General features: G+C 65.5%; 17 protein-coding genes. 11 read left to right on the top strand and 6 right to left on the bottom strand.

What is annotated here, in order from left to right:
- Positions 1 to 31: 31 nt before the first annotated feature.
- Positions 32 to 1375, top strand: coding sequence for an MFS transporter (locus tag AB4851_RS03005; protein WP_414448365.1), 1344 nt, complete (start codon positions 32 to 34; stop codon positions 1373 to 1375).
- A 92-nt stretch (positions 1376 to 1467) separates the two neighbouring features.
- Here the strand turns inward: AB4851_RS03005 and AB4851_RS03000 are convergent, their stop codons facing one another.
- Positions 1468 to 1752, bottom strand: a complete 285-nt coding sequence (locus AB4851_RS03000; protein ID WP_414448364.1) for a hypothetical protein — start codon at positions 1750 to 1752, stop codon at positions 1468 to 1470.
- Between the two features lie 351 nt (positions 1753 to 2103).
- Here AB4851_RS03000 and AB4851_RS02995 point away from each other — a divergent pair, with 351 nt between their 5' ends.
- The 8 genes from AB4851_RS02995 (at position 2104) to cynS (ending at position 10680) form a co-directional block, all read left to right on the top strand.
- Positions 2104 to 3690: a sigma 54-interacting transcriptional regulator gene (locus AB4851_RS02995; RefSeq protein WP_414448363.1), complete on the top strand. Its 1587-nt coding sequence runs from the start codon at positions 2104 to 2106 to the stop codon at positions 3688 to 3690.
- A 184-nt stretch (positions 3691 to 3874) separates the two neighbouring features.
- The gene (locus AB4851_RS02990; protein ID WP_414448362.1) at positions 3875 to 4414 is read left to right on the top strand and encodes an OsmC family protein; all 540 of its coding nucleotides are present in this window, start codon (positions 3875 to 3877) and stop codon (positions 4412 to 4414) included.
- 43 nt (positions 4415 to 4457) lie between these two features.
- Complete coding sequence (locus AB4851_RS02985; protein ID WP_414448361.1) at positions 4458 to 5600, top strand: acyl-CoA dehydrogenase; 1143 nt, start codon at positions 4458 to 4460, stop codon at positions 5598 to 5600.
- Positions 5597 to 6970 (top strand): FAD-dependent oxidoreductase, encoded by a 1374-nt coding sequence (locus tag AB4851_RS02980; protein ID WP_414448360.1) that lies wholly within the window; start codon positions 5597 to 5599, stop codon positions 6968 to 6970. The genes AB4851_RS02985 and AB4851_RS02980 overlap by 4 nt, the downstream gene beginning before the upstream one ends.
- A gap of 39 nt (positions 6971 to 7009) precedes the next feature.
- Entirely contained in the window at positions 7010 to 8398 is a 1389-nt protein-coding gene (locus AB4851_RS02975; protein WP_414448359.1) for a CmpA/NrtA family ABC transporter substrate-binding protein, read from the top strand.
- A 14-nt stretch (positions 8399 to 8412) separates the two neighbouring features.
- The gene (ntrB, locus tag AB4851_RS02970) at positions 8413 to 9282 is read left to right on the top strand and encodes a nitrate ABC transporter permease (protein ID WP_414448358.1); all 870 of its coding nucleotides are present in this window, start codon (positions 8413 to 8415) and stop codon (positions 9280 to 9282) included.
- Positions 9272 to 10198: an ABC transporter ATP-binding protein gene (locus AB4851_RS02965; protein ID WP_414448357.1), complete on the top strand. Its 927-nt coding sequence runs from the start codon at positions 9272 to 9274 to the stop codon at positions 10196 to 10198. Before ntrB ends, AB4851_RS02965 begins: the two co-directional genes overlap by 11 nt.
- 32 nt (positions 10199 to 10230) lie before the next feature.
- Positions 10231 to 10680 (top strand): cyanase, encoded by a 450-nt coding sequence (gene cynS, locus AB4851_RS02960; protein WP_414448356.1) that lies wholly within the window; start codon positions 10231 to 10233, stop codon positions 10678 to 10680.
- A gap of 35 nt (positions 10681 to 10715) precedes the next feature.
- On the opposite strand, the gene AB4851_RS02955 is transcribed toward cynS, so the two are convergent.
- Positions 10716 to 11651: a LysR substrate-binding domain-containing protein gene (locus AB4851_RS02955; RefSeq protein WP_414448355.1), complete on the bottom strand. Its 936-nt coding sequence runs from the start codon at positions 11649 to 11651 to the stop codon at positions 10716 to 10718.
- Between the two features lie 159 nt (positions 11652 to 11810).
- Positions 11811 to 12728, bottom strand: coding sequence for a 5-dehydro-4-deoxyglucarate dehydratase (kdgD, locus tag AB4851_RS02950; RefSeq protein ID WP_414441034.1), 918 nt, complete (start codon positions 12726 to 12728; stop codon positions 11811 to 11813).
- Positions 12729 to 12941: 213 nt separating this feature from the next.
- On the opposite strand from kdgD, the gene garD reads away from it, so the two are divergent.
- On the top strand, positions 12942 to 14489 hold the full coding sequence (garD, locus tag AB4851_RS02945; RefSeq protein WP_414441035.1) for a galactarate dehydratase: 1548 nt from the start codon (positions 12942 to 12944) through the stop codon (positions 14487 to 14489).
- 133 nt (positions 14490 to 14622) lie between these two features.
- Here the strand turns inward: garD and AB4851_RS02940 are convergent, their stop codons facing one another.
- On the bottom strand, positions 14623 to 15186 hold the full coding sequence (locus tag AB4851_RS02940; protein ID WP_414448354.1) for a hypothetical protein: 564 nt from the start codon (positions 15184 to 15186) through the stop codon (positions 14623 to 14625).
- Positions 15187 to 15561: 375 nt separating this feature from the next.
- On the opposite strand from AB4851_RS02940, the gene AB4851_RS02935 reads away from it, so the two are divergent.
- On the top strand, positions 15562 to 15999 hold the full coding sequence (locus tag AB4851_RS02935; RefSeq protein ID WP_414441037.1) for a DoxX family protein: 438 nt from the start codon (positions 15562 to 15564) through the stop codon (positions 15997 to 15999).
- 158 nt (positions 16000 to 16157) lie between these two features.
- On the opposite strand, the gene AB4851_RS02930 is transcribed toward AB4851_RS02935, so the two are convergent.
- Both AB4851_RS02930 and AB4851_RS02925 read right to left on the bottom strand, forming a co-directional pair.
- Entirely contained in the window at positions 16158 to 17459 is a 1302-nt protein-coding gene (locus AB4851_RS02930) for an MFS transporter (RefSeq protein ID WP_414448353.1), read from the bottom strand.
- Between the two features lie 303 nt (positions 17460 to 17762).
- Entirely contained in the window at positions 17763 to 18905 is a 1143-nt protein-coding gene (locus AB4851_RS02925) for a branched-chain amino acid ABC transporter substrate-binding protein (RefSeq protein ID WP_414448352.1), read from the bottom strand.
- Between the last annotated feature and the right edge of the window lie 225 nt (positions 18906 to 19130).

The following is a 19130-nucleotide window of genomic DNA, read 5'->3' as shown; positions in this document are numbered from 1 at the left end:
ATGCAGACCGGCAATCATCAGGAGACAAGCGATGCAACCCACCGTGCAGGAAGGCCCGAGGCGCCAGCCTCGGCGCGCCGCATTCGCCGCGTTCGTCGGCACGACGATCGAATGGTATGACTTCTATATCTACGCGACGGCTTCGGCGCTCGTGTTCGGCAAGCTGTTCTTTCCTCAGGGCGACCCGTTCTACAGCACGCTCGCCTCGTTCGGCACCTTCGCCGTGGGTTTCTTCGCGCGGCCGTTCGGCGGGTTGGTGTTCGGTCACTTCGGCGATCGATTCGGACGAAAGAAGGCGCTCGTCGCGACGCTCGCCATCATGGGGATCGGCACGGTGGGCATCGGTTTCCTTCCCACTTATGCGTCGGCCGGCGCGCTGGCGCCCGTGCTGCTGGTGCTGTTGCGCGTGGCGCAGGGCGTCGCGATCGGCGGCGAGTGGGGCGGCGCTGTGTTGATGGCGGGGGAGCATGCGCCCGCGGCCAGGCGCACGTTCCTGGCCTCGTTCGCGCAACTGGGCAGCCCCGCCGGCCTGATTCTCGCGTTGCTCGCGTTTCGCACGGTCGGACATCTGCCGCAGCAACAGTTGATGGACTGGGGCTGGCGCATTCCGTTTCTGCTCAGTGCGGTGTTGTTGCTGGTTGGCGTGTTCATCCGCTCGGGCGTGGCCGAATCGCCCGAATTCGCGGCGGCCGCCGAGCGCGCGAAGCCGGCCAATCTTCCCATCGTGGATGTGCTGCGCAACGCATGGCGCACCGTGCTGCTTTGCCTGGGCGCGAACGTGATCGGTGTCGCGGGGGCGTGGTTCTGCAACACCTTCATGCTGAGTTTCGCGACCGGAACGCTGGGCATCAGCCGTGCGCTGATGCTCGACTGCCTGTTTGTCGTCGCGTTCGTCCACTTCTTCAACCAGCTTTTCTCGGGATGGCTTGCGCAGCGTGTCGAGGCAAGGAAGTTTCTCGCCTGGGCAGCGGGCCTGGCGATGATTTCGCCGTATCCGATGTTCATCCTGGTATCGACGGGCAAGCCCATCGCCATCGTGGTCGGCATCGCGATGGCCGTGATGTGCATGTCGGGTTCGTACGCCGTGATGGCCGGATTGATGACGGAGGCCTTCGATGTGCGCTACCGCTACTCGGCGATCTCGCTGTCGTATCAGTCGTGTGCCGCGCTGGCAGGCGGACTGACGCCGCTGGTCGGCACGGTTCTCGCTCATGCGTGGCCGGGGCAGTGGTGGCCGTTGGCGGTGTTCTACAGTGCGTTGGCGGGGATTTCGCTGGTGTGTTTGATGGGGTTGAAGACTAGGGAAGCGGGCTTGCGATCGCCGGGCGTGAAGCGGCATGTGTCGAATGCTGTTCGGGGAAAGGCGTCCGAGTAGGTTCTGGTCACACAGTGGATTGGAGTGGTTCCTTAGGCCGCCGAGCTCGGCTGCAAGTGGCGCGGCCTGACATACACGCTATATGCCGAGCTTCAATTCCGACGACTAGCGCTTTTTTCCCGAAATTTTTTCCAGATCTTCATGATCATCCTGTAAACAACGATGGCGATAAGCAAGTCAAAAAAAGCAAACCCGTAAATATAAAGAGTGTCAGGGTCATGTATGCCCAACTTGTCGGAAAGCATAAACAAGATTTCCTGCTGATTAGCTGGCATCGGTATCGGATAAGTGTGAACGACCCTGAGCGTCGAGGCATAGATGCCAATAAACAGCAGTATCTTGGAAATTCTTTTCAAATTAAGGGCAAGTATTGCCATGCGTAACAACCTCTATTAAACCGTAGGCGTTCAATCCTGAATTGCCGGCGGGGATCATTTTTAATGAAGAATGTAAATTCAGACCGGACAATACAGCCCGCTGCGTAGTTGGCGCAATAATTGATTTATTGAGATGCAAGAAATCAGGATGAAGATCAAATTGAAAATCGATTCTGTAGTGTGAACAGAATTCAGAGCACCTTGGCGGTTACTTTATCGAGCAGGTCAAACCGGCAACGCACCTGCCCCCCATCCGCTTCTCCCCATTCAATGGCACAAACTTTGCATCACCTTTTCGTCGAGCTATCCTCGACGAAACCCGGCCAACACGGCCAGCCCAAAGGTCATGCAATGAACGTGCCGATCAACGAAGGCGATTCGCCCGCCTTCTGGCGAGAGCAGGAAATGCTGCTCCTTCAGCAGGTGATGAACCTCGTCGGGAAGAGCATCTCGCCCGACGTGGTGCTGCGCGAAACACTGCATCTGATGTCCGAACTGCTCGGCCTCAATCGCGGGCGCGTGGTGTTGCTCGACGAGGCGCACGACCGCAGCCGCATCCGCTACGCCTACGGGCTCAAGCCCGACGAGATCGAGCGCGGTCAATACGCGCCCGGCGAGGGCGTGACCGGCCATGCGATCCGGCACGGACAGTTGATCATCGTGCAGGACATCGATCAGGACGACTTGTTTCTCGCGCGCGCGGTGCCGCGCGAGTTGCTGCCGCCCGGGCCGGTGTCGTTCATCGCGATGCCGATCCGCATCGAAGGCCGCAGCGTGGGCGTGCTGGCCTGCCACCGGATTCGCATGCGCAACCGCACGCTGGCGAGCGACATCTCGATCCTGCGCATCCTGGCGACGCTGGCCGGCCAGTTGCTGCAACTCGAAGCGATGATGAAGGCCAAGACCCGCGCGCTCGAAGAGCAGAACGAAATGCTGATGCATGCGCTGGAGCACGGCAGCGCCAAGTACGGCATCGTCGGCACCTCGCCCGCGCTGCTGCGGGCGATCTCGGAACTGGAACGCGTGGCCGACGCGTCGGCCGCGGTGCTGCTGCTCGGCGAATCGGGCACCGGCAAGGAACTGTTCGCCCGCGCGCTGCATCTGTCGGGACATCGAAGCGACAAGCCGTTCATCAAGGTGAACTGCGCGGCGATCCCCGATACGCTGTTCGAATCGGAACTGTTCGGCTACGAGCGCGGCGCGTTCACCGGCGCGACCGGCGTGCGCGAAGGGCTGTTCGAGCAGGCTTCGTCGGGCACGATCTTCCTCGACGAGATCGGCGAACTGCCGCTGACGATGCAGGGCAAGCTGCTGCGCACGCTGCAGGAAGGCACCATCACGCGGCTCGGCGGCAAGCGCGAGATCCGCGTGGACGTGCGGCTGGTGGCGGCCACCAACCGCAGCCTCGAAGCCGACGTGGCCAACGGGCTGTTCCGCCAGGACCTGTTCTACCGGCTCAACGTGATCCCGATCCGGCTGCCGTCGCTGGCCGAGCGCCGGGGCGACATCCGCGCGCTGGCGCTGCTGTTCCTGAATCGCATCAACCAGGCGAACCAGCGCAACGTCAACCTGACGCCGGACGCCTACGCGCGGCTCGAAGCGCAGCCGTGGCCCGGCAATATCCGCGAGCTGTCGAACTTCATCGAGCGCGTGGTGCTGCTCGCCGAGAAGCCGATCCTCAACGCGGCCGATCTTGAGCGCTTCCTGCCCGAGGCGGAGCCTGTACCCATCCCCATCCTCGAACCGGCGCCACCCACGGCGCTGCCCGATGCCGTCGTGCGCCCGTACATGGCGAACGACTCGCATTCGGCCGAGGAATTGCAGCAGGCGCTGCGCGCGGCCGGCGGCAACAAATCGCGCGCCGCGCAACTGCTTGGCATGACGTCGCGGCAGTTTTCGTATCGTTGGCAGAAGGTGTCGGGTCGTCAGGGCGGCTGACAATGTCGGACAAATTGTCGACATTGTTAACAATGTTCGGAGCCCGAAGCGTCGCTCGGAAATGGCTTGAGAGTCGATAAAAGAATAAAGAAAACAACGGCTTGAGATGAATTTTCGACGCCTGGCACGGTGGTTGCAATAGAGGAAGGGCGATCACGCCGATCGCTCAACCCGGAGAACCACCTTGAGCAACGACACCGTCACTCCCTACCTGCGCCCCATCGATCGCGAAGGACTTCTGAAGTTCGCCGCCGCCGGCCGCGACAACCCCGAGCGCAAGGGCAGCAACAAGGTCCATACGGTGATGCAGGGGCAGTTCCGCTCGTGGAGCTACGTCGGCACGCACAACCCGGTGGTGGTGGACGAGCCGGTGCATCTGTTCGGCGAGAACACCATGCCGGCGCCCGGCGAAATCGTGCTGTCGGCGCTGGGCGGCTGCCTGAGCGTCGGCATCACGGCGGTGGCCACGTTCCGTCAGGTCAAGCTGTCGCGTCTCGAAGTGTTCCTCGAAGCCGATATCGGCAACACGGCCGCCTGGGGCGCCGGCGGCGCGGAGCGTCAGCCGGAACAGATGGGCTTCCAGGACATTCGCGTCAAGGTGCTGATCGAGGGCGACGCCACCCGCGAGGAACTCGACGACATCGTCAGGCATGCGAACCATTTCTCGCCGGTGGCCAACACCCTGCGCAACCCGGTGCCGTTCAGCATCGCGTTGGCGGACTGAGCGCGGCGCGCCCCCTCACCTCGACTAGCGGGAGTAACGCACCATGAAAGCGCTTGAATTCCCCGGCGGCCCGATCGATCCGGCGTGGTCCGACGCGCGCGTCATGGCCGACGTGACGGCCGTCGCCGACGGCCCGCTCGCGCAGGCCGCGTATCGCATCGATCACGAGGGCTACTACCCCCTCGACATCATGGGTTCGCTCGGCACGGCCGGCGCGTTCGGCGCGCATCTGGAGCGCGGCGGCCGCCGCGTGGGCCTGGCGATCGACGCGATGCGTGCCGTCAGCCGCCGCTGCGGCTCCACGGGCTTCTTGACCTGGGCGCATGACGTTTGCGGGCTGTACATGGAGCAATCGGGCAACCCGGCGCTGACCGGCGCGCTGCTCGACGATCACACGATGGGGCGCAGCTTCGGCGGCACAGCGATGTCGAACCCGATGAAGGCGCTGGCCGGCATCGAGAAGATGCTGCTGCGCGCCGTGAAGGTGCCGGGCGGCTACCGCGTCAGCGGTGCGTTGCCGTGGGTCAGCCATATCGCAACCGGTCAGTACTGCGGAGCGATGGCCGGCGTTTATCGCGACGACGGCTCGCTGTCGCACGAAATCATGTTTTTGCTGCACCTCACGCCGGAAGTGACGCTGCGGCAATGCCCCGAGTTCTCGGGCATGGAAGGCACCAGCACCTGGGGCGTGCGGCTCGACGACGTGTTCGTCGGCGAGGACGCGATGATGGCGGACCCGGCGCGTCCGTTCATCGCGAGGATCCGCGCGGCGTTCGTGCTGTTGCAGGTCGGCATCGGCCTGGGCGTGGCGCAGGGCAGCCTCGATTCGATCCGCGAGGTCGAGCCGGTGCTCGGCCACGTGAACCGCTTCCTCGAGGACGGCGCGGCCGAGTTGCAGGCCGAATTCGACGAGCTTGGCGCGCGCATCGCGCGGCTCGCGCAAACGCCGTACGACGGCAGCAGGGATTATCTGCTCGACGTGCTCGACGCCCGCGTGCACAGCGCGGAACTCGCGATGCGCGCGGCGAACTCGGCGCTCATGCACCAGGGTGCGCGCGGCTACCTGATGAGCGCGGCGCCGCAGCGGCGCGTTCGCGAGGCGCAGTTCGTGGCGATCGTCACGCCGGCCATCAAGCATCTGCGCTGGGAAATGGCGCGTCTGTCCGCCGAGGAGGTGCCCGCATGAGCACGAGCAACGAACCGTGGCGGCAGTTTCTGTGCCGCGCCTGCGGATTGATCTACGACGAGGAGCAGGGCGACCCCGATAGCGGGCTGGCCCCGGGCACGCGCTTCGAGGACATCCCCGACGATTGGTCCTGCCCGCTGTGCGGCGTGATCAAGGCCGATTTCGAACCGTACGAACCGCTGGCGAACGCGGCTGCTTCGTCATCCGAAGCATCGGCTTCGGTTGCGCCGTCGCGCGAACGCGGCGTGGTGATCGTCGGCGGCGGCATCGCGGGCTGGAGCGCGGCGGAAGCGCTGCGGGCGCTCGATCCGGCCGTGCCGATCACGCTGGTGACGGCGTGCAGCGGCGATCGCTATCTGAAGCCGGAATTGTCGGTGGCGCACGGGCGCGGCCTGAAGCCGGCCGACCTGGTGCGCGAAGCGGGCGCCGACGCGGCGGGCCGCCTAACGGTGCGCTTGATGGCGCACACGCATGTGGTCGGCATCTCGCCGTCGCTGCATCAGGTGCGGACCACGCGCGGCGCGCTGCGCTACACCAAGCTCGTGATCGCCCAGGGCGCGCGTCCGGCCCTGCCGGCGCAGATGCCCGCATCGCTGTGCTGGCGCATCAACGATCTGGCCGGCTGGTCGGGTTTGCAGGCGCGCCTGGACGGCGCACGCCGGCAGGTCGCGATCGTCGGCGCGGGCATGATCGGCTGCGAACTGGCGGAGGATTTCGCGCGCGCCGGGCACGCCGTCTCGCTGATCGACGTGAACCCGGGGCCGCTGGCGAGCCTCGTGCCGCCGGTGGTGTCGGACCGTCTGCTGGCGAGCCTGCAGGATGCCGGTATCCGTTTCCTCGGCGTGCGCCGCATCGAACGCATCGAGCCGGCCACGGCGGGCAGCGCGCGGAAAACCCTCGTCATGCAGGGCGGCGAGCGGATCGAGGCCGACGAGGTGGTGGCCGCCACCGGCCTGGTCACGGAAACGCGGCTGGCCCGGATGGCGGGGCTCGCGTTCGATCGCGGCATCGTGGTCGACCCGGCGACGATGCAGACCAGCGTGGCGGACATCTTCGCGATCGGCGATTGCATCAGCGTGGCGGGCGTGCCGTGCCGCTTCATCGAGCCGATCGTGCGGCAGGCCAGCGCGCTGTCGCATTGCGTGCTCGACCGCGAACATGCGGGCTACGAGCACAGCACGCCGCTGATCCGCCTGAAGACGCGCGGGTTCCCGATCGTGTTGCACGGCGTGCCGAGCCCGCACGGAACCTGGAGTACGCCTGACGCTGGCGACGATGCCGATGGCCCGCTGCGGATCGAGCAGCGCCTGGATGGCCGCGTCGTCGCACGCATCGAAGCCGGCCCCGCGAAGCAGCGGCTGGTCGCCTGATGGTTTTCGAATGTTGTCCCGAACCCGGTGCATCGAATCATGAAAGATGAAAACCCGTATCGTCCGTACAGCCCGCACCACTCGCTGGCGCGTTGCTCGTGTGGCCGGCACGCCAGCCAGGACGAGCACGATGCACGCGATGGCGCCGTGGCGGCATCGCACGACGTCGAAACCCGCTCGCGCCATTTCCTTGAAATGGCCGCGGTGCGGGCGCTGTTTCCGCAGGATGCGCTGCGCCGGCGTTTCCTGAAGGCGGTCGGCGTCAACGCGGCGCGCGCGGCGATCGCCAGCGTCCTGCCGCTGGCAGACCTGCAGGCGATGGCCGAGGAACGGCGGCCGCTCGAAAAGCCTGACCTCAAGATCGGCTTCATTCCGATCAACTGCGCCACGCCGCTGATCATGGCCGACCCGATGGGCTTCTATCGGGAACAGGGGCTGAAGGTCACCCTCAGCAAGACGGCGGGCTGGGCGCTGGTGCGCGACCAGATGCTGAACCGCGAGCTGGACGCCTCGCATTTCCTCGCGCCGATGCCGCTGGCGATTTCGATGGGGCTCGGCTCGTCGCCGCAGCCGATGCGGGTGGCCGCCATTCAGAACGTCAACGGCCAGGCCATCACGCTGGCGCTCAAGCATCGCAACAATCGCGACCCGCGCAACTGGAAGGGCTTCAAGTTCGCGATTCCGTTCGAGTATTCGATGCACAACTTCCTGCTCCGCTATTACCTGGCCGAGCACGGCATCGATCCCGACCGCGACGTGCAACTGCGCGTGACGCCGCCGGCCGAGATGATCGCGAACCTGCGCGCCGGCAACATCGACGGCTTCCTCGGGCCCGACCCGTTCAACCAGCGCGCGGTGTACGACCAGGCGGGCTTCATCCACATCCTGTCGCGCGACATCTGGGATGGGCACCCGTGCTGCGCGTTCGGCGTGAGCCAGGCGTTCATCGACACGAATCCGAACACGTTTGCCGCGCTGTACCGCTCGCTGCTGAAGGCGTCGGCCGCTGCGCACAAACAGGAGAACCGCCCGGCGATCGCACGCGCGATCGCCACGCCGAACTACCTGAACCAGCCCGAGATTGTGATCCTGCAGGCGCTGAACGGCCATTACGCGGACGGCCTCGGGCACGTGGTCGATCAGCCCGATCGCACCGATTTCCAGCCGATGCCGTGGTATTCGATGGCGACCTGGATGCTCACGCAGATGCAGCGCTGGGGCTATATCAAGCAGCCGGTGAACTACGCCGCGCTGGCCGAGAAGGTGTTCCTGCTGACCGACGCGCGCGCGCAGATGAAGGCGCTCGGGCAGGACGTCGACCCGGTGGCGATGAGCACCGGCATGAAGCGGTTCACGGTGATGGGACGCGAATACGACCCGGCCGATCCGGGCAAGTATCTCGCCGGTTTCGCCATCAAGCGCTCGTGATTCAGGGGAATGAGATGAAAGCTTCGATTCGGTTGCAGGCGGCCCTCGTGTCGCTGTGCGTGGTGCTGTTGGTGCTGGTGGTCTGGCAGGTGGCGACTACCGCGAACGAGGCTGCGCAGGCGGCGCCGCTGACGGCAGAGCAGAAGGAATACGCGCGCCTGATGGGGCAAACCCCGGGCGATACGTCGGTCGAGCCGAGAAACGACGGCTTCCCGACGCCGGTGCAGTTCTTCCGGGCGGCGGGGCGCAATCTGGCGCACCCGTTCTACGATCACGGCCCGAACGACAAGGGCATCGGCATCCAGCTCGGGCATTCGCTGCTGCGCGTGGCGGGCGGTTATCTGCTGGCCGTGCTGGTGTCGATTCCGTTGGGATTCCTGATCGGCATGTCGCCGCTGCTGTATCGCGCGCTCGATCCGTTCATCCAGTTGCTCAAGCCGATCTCGCCGCTGGCCTGGATGCCGATCGCGCTGTACACGATCAAGGATGCCTCGATTTCCGCCATCTTCGTGATCTTCATCTGCTCGCTGTGGCCGATGCTGATCAACACCGCGTTCGGCGTGGCGAACGTGCGGCGCGAATGGCTCAACGTGGCGCGCACGCTGGAGGTGTCGCCGCTGCGCAAGGCGTTGCAGATCGTGCTGCCGGCCGCCGCGCCCACCATCATCACCGGCATGCGGATCTCGATGGGCATCGCGTGGCTGGTGATCGTGGCCGCCGAAATGCTGGTGGGCGGCACCGGCGTGGGCTACTTCCTCTGGAACCAGTGGAACAACCTGTCGCTGACCAACGTGTTGTTCGCCGTCCTCATGATTGGCGTGGTGGGCATGCTGCTCGACCAGCTTTTCGCTCGCGTGCAAAAGAAGGTGACCTATGCAGACTAATGACAATCGCGGCGCCGGCGGCGCGTTCATCGAGGTCGATGCGCTGTCCAAGCGCTATCGCGCCGATCTTCCGCCGGTATTCGAGGACGTGACGTTCAAGATCGAGCGTGGCGAGTTCATCTGCGTGATCGGCCACTCGGGGTGCGGGAAAAGCACCATCCTGAACGTGCTGGCCGGGCTCGAACAGGCCAGCGGCGGCGGCGCGGTGATGGGCAAGCGCGAGATCGACGGCCCGAGCCTGGACCGCGGCGTGGTGTTCCAGGGCCATGCGCTGATGCCGTGGCTCACGGCCAGGCAGAACGTGGAATTCGCCGTGCGCTCGCGCTATCCGGCGTGGACGCGCAAGCAGGTCGAAGAATGCGCGGTGCGTTTTCTCGACATGGTCGGGCTGACGCGCGCCATCGACAAGAAGCCGTCGGAACTGTCGGGCGGGATGCGCCAGCGCGTCGGCATCGCGCGCGCGTTCTCGGTCGCGCCGAAGATGCTGCTGATGGACGAGCCGTTCGGCGCGCTCGACGCGCTCACGCGCGGCGTGATCCAGGACGAGCTGCTGCGCATCTGCCTCGCCACGCACCAGACGGTGTTCATGATCACGCACGACGTGGACGAGGCGATCCTGCTGGCCGACCGCATCTTCCTGATGAGCAACGGCCCGCGCGCACGCCTCGCGGAAATCGTCGTCAACACCCTGCCGCGCGAGCGCACGCGCGAAACGCTGATCCACGATCCGCAGTTCTATCGCATCCGCAATTACCTGATCGATTTTCTCGTCAAGCGTTCGGCCGAGATCCAGCAGGACATCGAGCACGGCCGCGACGCGCACGACACCACCCGCATCGTTCGTCCCGGCCTCGTGCCGGACAAGGTCACCGAGCTCGATTCCGAGCGCGCGCTGCGCGCCGGCATGAAGGCTTGATTTTTTCAGACTGTTTTTGGAGGGGAACCGCAATGATTTCGAATCGCACGCAAGTGACCGACATGATTGTTTCGGCCAAGGTCCGCAAGGGCCTGAAGTGGGCCGACGTGGCCGAGAAGGTTGGCATGGCGAAGGAATGGACCACGGCCGCCTGCCTCGGGCAGATGCAGTTGAGCCGCGAGCAGGCGGCTGTCGTGGGCGAGATCTTCGAATTGTCGGACGAGGCGATCGCGTGGTTGCAGATCGTGCCGTACAAGGGCTCGCTGCCCACGGCCGTGCCGACCGATCCGCTGATCTACCGCTGGTACGAAATGGTCAACGTGTACGGCACGACCATCAAGGAATTGATTCACGAGGAATTCGGCGACGGCATCATGAGCGCGATCGATTTCTCGATGGACATCCAGCGTCAGGCCGATGCGAAGGGCGACCGCGTCAACGTGGTGCTGTCGGGCAAGTTCCTGCCGTACAAGGCGTATTGAGCGCAGCGCAATACAGCGCGAGGGGCGGCGCCGGATCAGGCTTCCGGCATCGCCCCGGCCGGCGAGGACGGCCGCAGGTTGTGCGTCGACAGCCAGACTTCGTGCTGGAGCCATTCGCGGAACTGCGCGATGTGCGGGTCCTGCGATTGTTCGGGGCGCGTGACGAACCAGTAGGACTGCCGGCCATCGATGTGCACGTTCAGCACCTGCATCAACTGGCCCGCCGCGATCTCGCGCGCCACCATGTGGCGATCCGCGATCGTGATGCCGAGGCCGTCGATCGCCGCGCGGATCGCGTGATCGAGCAGATCGAATTCATAGCCGCCGCGCGTATCCACGCCGTCGATGCCGGCCGCCGTCAGCCAGTGCTGCCACGTCAGGTAGCGCTGGTCGTCGGCCGCCAGCACGTGCAGCAGCGTGAAGCGATTGAGGTCGATCGGCCCGTCGTGCTGCACGCGCGCGTACAGCGCCGGCGCGCACACCGCGATGTGCTGCTCGTGCATCAGCAGCACGTTCTCGAAGCCGTCCCATTCCCCATCGCCGAAACGCACCGCGCAATCGAGCAGGCGCGAGGTGCCGAGGCTGTCGGCCAGGCGCGTGGTCAGGCTCAGTTCGTATTGCGGATGCGCTTCGCGCAGGCCCGTCATGCGTGGCATCAGCCAGCGCGCGGCGAAGGTGGGCGGCACGTTCACGCGCAGGCGATTGTGGTGCTGCTTGTCCTGCAGCCCGCGCACCGTCAGTTCGATCTTGTCGAACGACTGCTGCAACGCATGCAGCAACACGCGGCCCGCCGAGGTCAGTTCGAGTTGGTGATGGCGGCGCGTCAGCAGCGCTTCGCCGAGCTGGCCTTCCAGTTGACGCACCTGCCGGCTGACCGCGCTCTGCGTGACGTTCAGCAGCTCGGCCGCACGCGTGAAGCTGCCGGTGCGGCCGGCCAGTTCGAAGGCTTTCAGCGCGTTCAGCGCGGGCATTTTGCGTCTCACGGCGGGGCAGGTCGGGAATCGGGACGGCGCCTATTGTAGAGCGGGCCGGACAGGGCCGCGAGCGCCGTAAACGCAGCAAACCCCTCGGCTCGACAGCCCGAGGGGTTTGTCAGGAAGCCGAACGACGGTGCGTCCGGCGCCGGAGGCTTACTGCGCGCCGAGCTTCTTGATCAGCACGTCGAGTTCGGCCACTTCCTCTTCGGTCAGGTCCGTCAGCGGTGCGCGCACCGGGCCGGCATCGTGGCCGACCAGCTTCGCGCCGGCCTTGACGATGCTGACCGCGTAGCCTGCACGGCGGTTGCGGATCTTCAGGTACGGCAGGAAGAAATCGTCGATCAGCTTGCCGACCGTTTCATGATCGTCTGCCGCGATCGCGCGGTAGAAATCCATCGCCGTCTTCGGGATGAAGTTGAACACGGCCGACGAATACACCGGCACGCCCAGCGCCTTGTAGGCCGCTGCGTACACTTCCGCGGTCGGCAGGCCGCCGAGGTAGGCGAAGCGCTCGCCGAGGCGGCGGCGGATCGTGACCATCGGTTCGATCTCGCCCACGCCGTCCTTGAAGCCGATCAGGTTCGGGCAACGCTCGGCCAGGCGTTCGAGCATGTCGGCGTTGAGCTTCGAATTGGCGCGGTTGTAGATGATCACGCCGATATCGGGCACGGCCTTGCACACTTCTTCCGCGTGCAGCGCGATGCCGTCCTGCGACGCTTCGGTCAGGTAATGCGGCATCAGCAGGATGCCGTTCGCGCCGAGGCGCTGGGCTTCCTTCGCGTACTCGATCGCCACGCGCGTCGGGCCGCCGGCGCCGGCCAGGATCGGCACCTTGCCCTTGCAGGTTTCCGTGGCAGTGCGAACCACATTCGAATAGTCGGCTTGCGTCAGCGAGAAGAATTCACCCGTGCCGCCGGCCACGAACAGCGCCGAGGCGCCGTACGGGGCGAGCCATTCGAGGCGTTCGACGAAGGTATCGGCGCGGAAGTTGCCTTGCGCGTCGAAATCGGTAACGGGGAAAGACAGCAGCCCTTCGGAGATGATCTGCTTCAGTTCTTGCGGCGTGGTCATGAGGAGTCGTCCTGTGCGCGTGAGCGGATTCGGTCAATAACAGTTACGTTGTATGTCATCGTACAACATCGTTTTGGCTCGTGCAAGCGCCCGAAAGCCCGTAACAACCCGTATACGTGCGTTTCGTCATCAGGGTTTACGCACGATCCCGCCGGCTCGGCCGGTGTTGTATGATGACTGTTAATTCATGGCAGTCGCACGAGGATTTCCCCGATGTCCCAGTCTCCCCTGTACATCCGCGTCCACCCGGACGACAACGTCGCGATCGTGGTCAACGACGGCGGCCTGCCCACCGGTGCGCAGTTTGCCGACGGCCTGACGCTCGTCGAAGGCGTGCCGCAAGGCCACAAGGTCGCGCTGGTCGATCTGAAGGAAGGCGATACGGTGCTGCGCTACAACGTCGTGATCGGCTACGCGTCGAAGGATCTGCCGCGCGGAAGCTGGGTCAACGAGCGCACGCTGCGCATGCCCGAACCGCCCGGCCTCGAAAACCTGCCGCTCGCCACCAAAAAAGCGCCCGAGCAGGCGCCGCTCGAAGGCTATACGTTCGAGGGTTACCGCAACGCGGACGGCTCGGTCGGCACCCGCAACATCCTGGCGATCACCACCACCGTGCAGTGCGTGTCGGGCGTGGTGGAGTTCGCGGTCGATCGAATCAAGCGCGAGCTGCTGCCGCGCTACCCGAATGTCGACGACGTGGTCGGCCTCGAACACACCTACGGTTGCGGCGTCGCGATCGATGCGCCGGGCGCGGAAATCCCGATCCGCACGCTGCGCAACATCAGCCTGAATCCGAACTTCGGCGGCGAAGTGATGATGGTGAGCCTCGGCTGCGAGAAGCTCCAGCCGGAGCGGCTGCTGCCGGCGGGCGCGATTCCGGTCGCGGCCGACAAGCCCGACAACGGCGGCGTGGTGTGCCTGCAGGATTCGGCGCACGTCGGCTTCATGTCGATGATCGACTCGATCGTCAGGATGGCGGAACAACATCTGGCGCGCCTGAACCTGCGCCGTCGCGAAACGGTGCCGGCGTCGGAACTGGTGGTGGGCGTGCAGTGCGGCGGCAGCGACGCGTTCTCGGGCCTGACCGCGAACCCGGCGGTGGGCTTCGCGGCCGACCTGCTGGTGCGCGCCGGCGCGACGATCATGTTCTCCGAGGTCACGGAAGTGCGCGACGGCGTCGCGCAACTCACTTCGCGTGCCGCCAACGAACAGGTCGCGCAGGACATCATCCGCGAAATGGCCTGGTACGACGCGTATCTGGAGCGCGGCCGAGTGGATCGCAGTGCGAACACCACGCCGGGCAACAAGAAGGGCGGCCTGTCGAACATCGTCGAGAAGGCGATGGGCTCGATCGTGAAGTCGGGCAGCTCGGCGATCTCGGGCGTGGTCAGCCCCGGCGAGCGGGCCAGGCAGAAGGGCCTGCTCTACACCGCCACGCCGGCCAGCGATTTCATCTGCGGCACGCTGCAACTGGCGGCCGGCATGAACCTGCACATCTTCACCACGGGCCGCGGCACGCCGTACGGCCTTGCGCAGGTGCCGGTGATCAAGGTGGCCACGCGCAGCGATCTGGCGCGCCGCTGGCATGACCTGATGGATGTCGACGCCGGCAGCATCGCCACCGGCGCGAAGACGATCGAGCAGGTGGGCTGGGAGATGTTCGAGCTGATGCTCGATGTCGCCAGCGGCCGCAAGACCTGGGCCGAACAATGGAAGCTCGCGAATGCGCTGACGCTGTTCAACCCGGCGCCGGTGACCTGATCGAGCGCTCGGGCCGGTTTCAGGCCCGCTTCAGGCTGCACACCGCAAACCCGCCACGATCCTCACGGACCCGGCGGGTTTGTCGTTGATGGCGTGCGTTCCGCAATTCTTCCGCCACGATCGATCGGTCTGCTTACTTGTTCGCCCCGAGCGCGCCGCGCAGGCGCTCCATCAGCGTGTAATAGCGTTGCTGGATTTCGGCGGCTGATTCGGGCGCGCCGGCCGAGAAGCGCTCGGCCCAGGCCGCGTGCCATGCGTAGCTCGCGTGCTGCGCGCGATCGCCGCTCGGGCCGGCGATCAGCGAGCGGATGCGCGCATCGTGCCCCGCGCCCGAATGCGTGTCGAACAGTGCGAGCATCAGCGCGTGATACGCGCGATAGATCGCATCGTCGAACAGGTGGCGGTACACATGCAGGGTCTTGTCCAGTTCGCGCTTGGTGCGGATCACCTGATCGGGCGTGATGTCCTTCCAGTCGCCCACCCACGTGTAGAAGCACAGCAGCGCATTGAGCTTCGGCGCGATCTCGTCGTAGATCGCGAGGCGTTTCTCGATCAGCTTCTGGTTGGTCCACTGCACGAGTTCGAGGCGCTTGATGCGCCGGCTGATCAGCCAGCCGAGCGCCGTGACCGACAGCGGCGTGAGCACGCCGACGCAAAGCTTGACGATTTCGAAGGTGTTCGACGTGAGCGCGGGCATCGTCGTGAAGGAGCTCGAAGGGGCAGGAAACCGCAGCCTAGCAGGCGCGGATGTCATGCGGGAGGCGCGACCGGCGCGCATGCGACGCGAGATTGCGGCGGCGCGCATCTTTCGGTCGGCGTGGCGCGCGGGCCTGCGCCGATGCGCGTGGATGGCCGCGTGCGCATCGCGATCCGTTAGCAGAGCAGAAAATTTTTATCGGGGCTTGCCCGGATTGCGGGCGCCGATGCGGCATCGTCTGCGCCGCGCGGCGGCCCATGTGTAAAGTTTTGCTACAACCTTTTGCTTGGAACCCCGCGTGAAAGTTTTTAGTCTGGCGCATTCACCAGACGCGGCGCAGTTCCGCCGCGTCGTCAGTCCTATAAGGAGAGAGATATGACGCGTTCCGTCGATTCCGGCGTGATCTTCATCGCGAGGCTGTTGATGGCGGCCCTGTTTTTGTGGGGCGGCGTGATGAAACTGCTGGGGTACGGCGAATTCGTGGCGTATCTCAAGGGCATGTACGTGCCGTTCGCGCAGGTGTCGGCGCCGATCATCGTCGCCATCGAAGGCCTGGGCGGCCTGCTGCTGGTGGTCGGCTATCGCGTGAAGCCGCTCGCCTTGCTGCTTGCGCTCTATACGATCGCGACGGCGCTGATCGGCCACAATTTCTGGGACGCCACCAATTCCGCCGCGCAGCACGACATGGTGATCCACTTCTGGAAGAACGTGGCGATCGCCGGCGGCTTCCTGCTGCTGTACGTGACGGGCGCGGGCGGCGTGAGCATCGACGGCATGCGCCGGCCGAGCAATACGTTCGGCACGCTGCGCTGACCTCGCCCGGCTTGCGATCCGCTTTCCATTTCCGACGAAACTGTATCGAAACGTTTCCCCGACATTGGCTCGCGGCATGAAAAAAGCGCCTTGCGGCGCTTTTTTCATGGCGGCGTGGATTGCAGGCCGCTTCGGAGTCCATTGCTTCGGAATCCGTCTCAACGCTCCTTCGCGTTGCGCGCGCACAGCGCGGCCAGTGCGCCGATCACGCACACCGCGCCCACGTAGGCGGTCGGCGCGAACGAATTGGATTTCATCATCAACGACACGACCACCGGCGACAGGCCGCCGAAGATCGCATACGCGACGTTGTACGAGAACGAGATGCCCGAGAAGCGGATCACGGCGGGGAAGCCGCGCACCATCGCCGACGGGATCGCACCCACCGTGCCGACCAGGAAGCCGGTGAGCGCGTAGAGCGGCACCAGCGTGGTCGGATCGGCCGCGACGCGCGAGAACAGCGTGCAGAAGCTGGCGGCGAGCAACAGGCCGCCGATCACGATCACGACCTTCGCGCCGAAGCGGTCGGCCAGCGCGCCGGCCACGATGCAGCCGATCGTCAGGCCGACGGTGGCGATGCTGTTGGCGAACAGCGCCGTGGCGGCGGGGATGTGCAACTGCTTTTGCAGCAAGGTGGGCGTCATCAGGATCACCACCACGATCGCGGCCGACAGCATCCAGGTCAGCAGCATCGAGACGATCACCGAGCGGCCGTGGTCGCGCAGCACCGCCTTCAGCGGGATCTCGGCGGCCAGCGCCTTGCGCGCCTGCAGTTCGGCGAACACCGGCGTTTCGTGCAGCCAGCGGCGCAGGTACACCGACACGAGGCCGAACACGCCGCCGAGCAGGAACGGAATCCGCCAGGCGTACGAAGCAATTTCAGCCGGGGAGAAATGCCGGTTCACGCCGCCCGCCACCATCGAGCCGAGCAGGATGCCGGCGGTCAGGCCGGCCGTCAGCGTGCCGCACGCATAGCCGATGCGGCGCGACGGCACGTGCTCCGACACGAACACCCAGGCGCCCGGCACCTCGCCGCCCACCGCCGCGCCTTGCAGCACGCGGAACAGCAACAGCAGCACGGGAGCCAGGATGCCGATCGAATCGAAGGTCGGCAGCAGGCCCATCAGCAGCGTCGGCAGCGCCATCAGCAGCACGCTCAGCGTGAACATCCGCTTGCGGCCGACCAGGTCGCCGAAGTGCGCCATGATGATGCCGCCGAGCGGGCGCGCCAGATAACCGGCGGCGAAGATGCCGAAGGTCTGCAACTGGCGCAGCCAGTCGGGAATGTCGTGCGGGAAGAACAACTGCCCGATCGCGGGCGCGAAGAACACGAAGATGATGAAGTCGTAGAACTCGAGCGCACCGCCGAGTGCGGCCAGGCTCAGGGTTTTGTAGTCGCTGCGCGTGAGCGCGCGATCGGCGGCGGCGCTGGGCGCGCGGCCTGTTTCGTATGCTTGCATGGTCGGGGCGAACGGAATTCGGATCTCGGCGCGCGCACCGTGCGCGACGCCGCAAGGCGTCCCGGGCGGCGGGCCGGATTGGCTCGCGACACGGGCCGCGTGATTCCGGTTCGGAGACACGCGGGGACGGCGTACTGGCGGGTCGCTGGATTCTACAGGATTAACGCAGGGGGTTTGACGCGCGATGCGTGCCTGGCAGGAAGGGAACAGGCGTGTAAGCGAAATGCAAAAACGGGCGCCCGACGCGCCCGTTTTTTGCCATTGCGTGCGGCCGCTGATGGGCCGCTGAACGCGCCGCGAGGCTCAGTTGCCGGCGATCGTATCGACCGCCTTGAACTGGCCGTGATCGACACGGTAGATCGTGACCGGCGCGTCGCGCAGGTCGCCCTTCGCGTCATAGGCGATGGTCGCCGCCGACACGCCCTTGACCTGTACCTTGCCGACGAACGGGCCATACACCTTCGGGTCGGTCGAGTTCGCGTTCTTCATCGCCGTCAGCAGCGCGATCGCGCCGTCGTACGAGTACGGCGAGTACGTGACCACTTCCTCGTGGAAGCGCGCCTTGTAGCGTTGCTCGAAGCCGCTGAAGCCCGGCATCTTTTCCTTCGGCAGCCCGCCCATGTAGACGATCGCGCCTTCGGCCGCCTCGCCGCCCACCTTCAGGAAGGTCGGCGATTTCGACATCTCGCCCGTGATGAACGCGGCCTTGATGCCGAGCTGACGCATCTTGCGGATCATCGGCGAGGATTGCGCGTCGCCGCCGCCGTAGAAGATCGCATCCGGGTTCATGCCCTTCAGGTTGGTCAGGATTGCAGAGAAATCGAGCGCCTTGTCGTTCGTGAAGTCGCGCTTGACGATGGTGCCGCCGGCCTTCTGCACGGACGTGGCGAATTCGTCGGCGATGCCCTGGCCGTACGCGGTGCGGTCGTCGATGATCGCGATGCGCTTGTAGTGCAGCGTGTTCACCACGTAGCTGCCGACGATGCGGCCGGCCTGCGAATCGCTGGTCAGCAGGCGGAAGGTGGTCTTGTAGCCGCGCGCCGTGTATTGCGGCGAGGTGGCCATCGAGATCTGCGGCAGCCCGGCCTTTTCGTAGAGATCCGACGCCGGGATGCTGGTGCCGGAGTTGAAGTGGCCGATGATGCCGGCCACGTTGTCGTCGATCAGGCGCTGCGCCACCGTGGTGCCGGTGCGCGGGTCGGCCTGGTCGTCCTGCGAATCGAGCACGAACGTGACGGGCTTGCCGCCGATCACCGGCTTGGTCGCGTTGAAATCGTCGATCGCGAGCTGCACGCCTTTCTGCATGTCGGTGCCGTAGTTCGACTGCGTGCCGGTCAGCGGCGCGGCGAAGCCGATCTTGACGGCGTCGGCGGCCAGGGCCGGCGTGCCGGCTGCGACGAGGGCGGCGGACGCGGCGAGCGCGAGTTGCGAGATCTTCACCTTCACTTTCGTTTCCCCTTTGGCTGCTGCGGCCGGCTTTTCATGCGCCGGCCTGTTGGCGATCGCGGGGCGCCGGCCGGGAGCCGGCGTCCACTGTGCTGAAATCGGCGGAACGTTGCCGTGAGCCCGGCGCCTGGCGTGCAACACATCGTCCAGGCGGGGACGCAACGATTCGAGCGATGACAGCGCAGTCTAGGTAGCGAAAAAGCGGAAGTCTTGCGAGACAACAGC

The organism is Burkholderia sp. 22PA0099 (assembly GCF_047497165.1).
Taxonomy (GTDB): Bacteria; Pseudomonadota; Gammaproteobacteria; order Burkholderiales; family Burkholderiaceae; genus Burkholderia.
Note: the sequence above shows the minus strand (reverse complement) of the source record. Positions and strands in the feature narration are given on the sequence as shown.

Coding starts and splice junctions, on each gene's coding strand:
- AB4851_RS03005 (WP_414448365.1), top strand. CDS start 32: ATGCAACCCACCGTGCAGGAAGGCCCGAGGCGCCAGCCTCGGCGCGCC.
- AB4851_RS03000 (WP_414448364.1), bottom strand. CDS start 1,752: ATGGCAATACTTGCCCTTAATTTGAAAAGAATTTCCAAGATACTGCTG.
- AB4851_RS02995 (WP_414448363.1), top strand. CDS start 2,104: ATGAACGTGCCGATCAACGAAGGCGATTCGCCCGCCTTCTGGCGAGAG.
- AB4851_RS02985 (WP_414448361.1), top strand. CDS start 4,458: ATGAAAGCGCTTGAATTCCCCGGCGGCCCGATCGATCCGGCGTGGTCC.
- AB4851_RS02980 (WP_414448360.1), top strand. CDS start 5,597: ATGAGCACGAGCAACGAACCGTGGCGGCAGTTTCTGTGCCGCGCCTGC.
- AB4851_RS02975 (WP_414448359.1), top strand. CDS start 7,010: ATGAAAGATGAAAACCCGTATCGTCCGTACAGCCCGCACCACTCGCTG.
- ntrB (WP_414448358.1), top strand. CDS start 8,413: ATGAAAGCTTCGATTCGGTTGCAGGCGGCCCTCGTGTCGCTGTGCGTG.
- AB4851_RS02965 (WP_414448357.1), top strand. CDS start 9,272: ATGCAGACTAATGACAATCGCGGCGCCGGCGGCGCGTTCATCGAGGTC.
- cynS (WP_414448356.1), top strand. CDS start 10,231: ATGATTTCGAATCGCACGCAAGTGACCGACATGATTGTTTCGGCCAAG.
- AB4851_RS02955 (WP_414448355.1), bottom strand. CDS start 11,651: ATGCCCGCGCTGAACGCGCTGAAAGCCTTCGAACTGGCCGGCCGCACC.
- kdgD (WP_414441034.1), bottom strand. CDS start 12,728: ATGACCACGCCGCAAGAACTGAAGCAGATCATCTCCGAAGGGCTGCTG.
- garD (WP_414441035.1), top strand. CDS start 12,942: ATGTCCCAGTCTCCCCTGTACATCCGCGTCCACCCGGACGACAACGTC.
- AB4851_RS02940 (WP_414448354.1), bottom strand. CDS start 15,186: ATGCCCGCGCTCACGTCGAACACCTTCGAAATCGTCAAGCTTTGCGTC.
- AB4851_RS02935 (WP_414441037.1), top strand. CDS start 15,562: ATGACGCGTTCCGTCGATTCCGGCGTGATCTTCATCGCGAGGCTGTTG.
- AB4851_RS02930 (WP_414448353.1), bottom strand. CDS start 17,459: ATGCAAGCATACGAAACAGGCCGCGCGCCCAGCGCCGCCGCCGATCGC.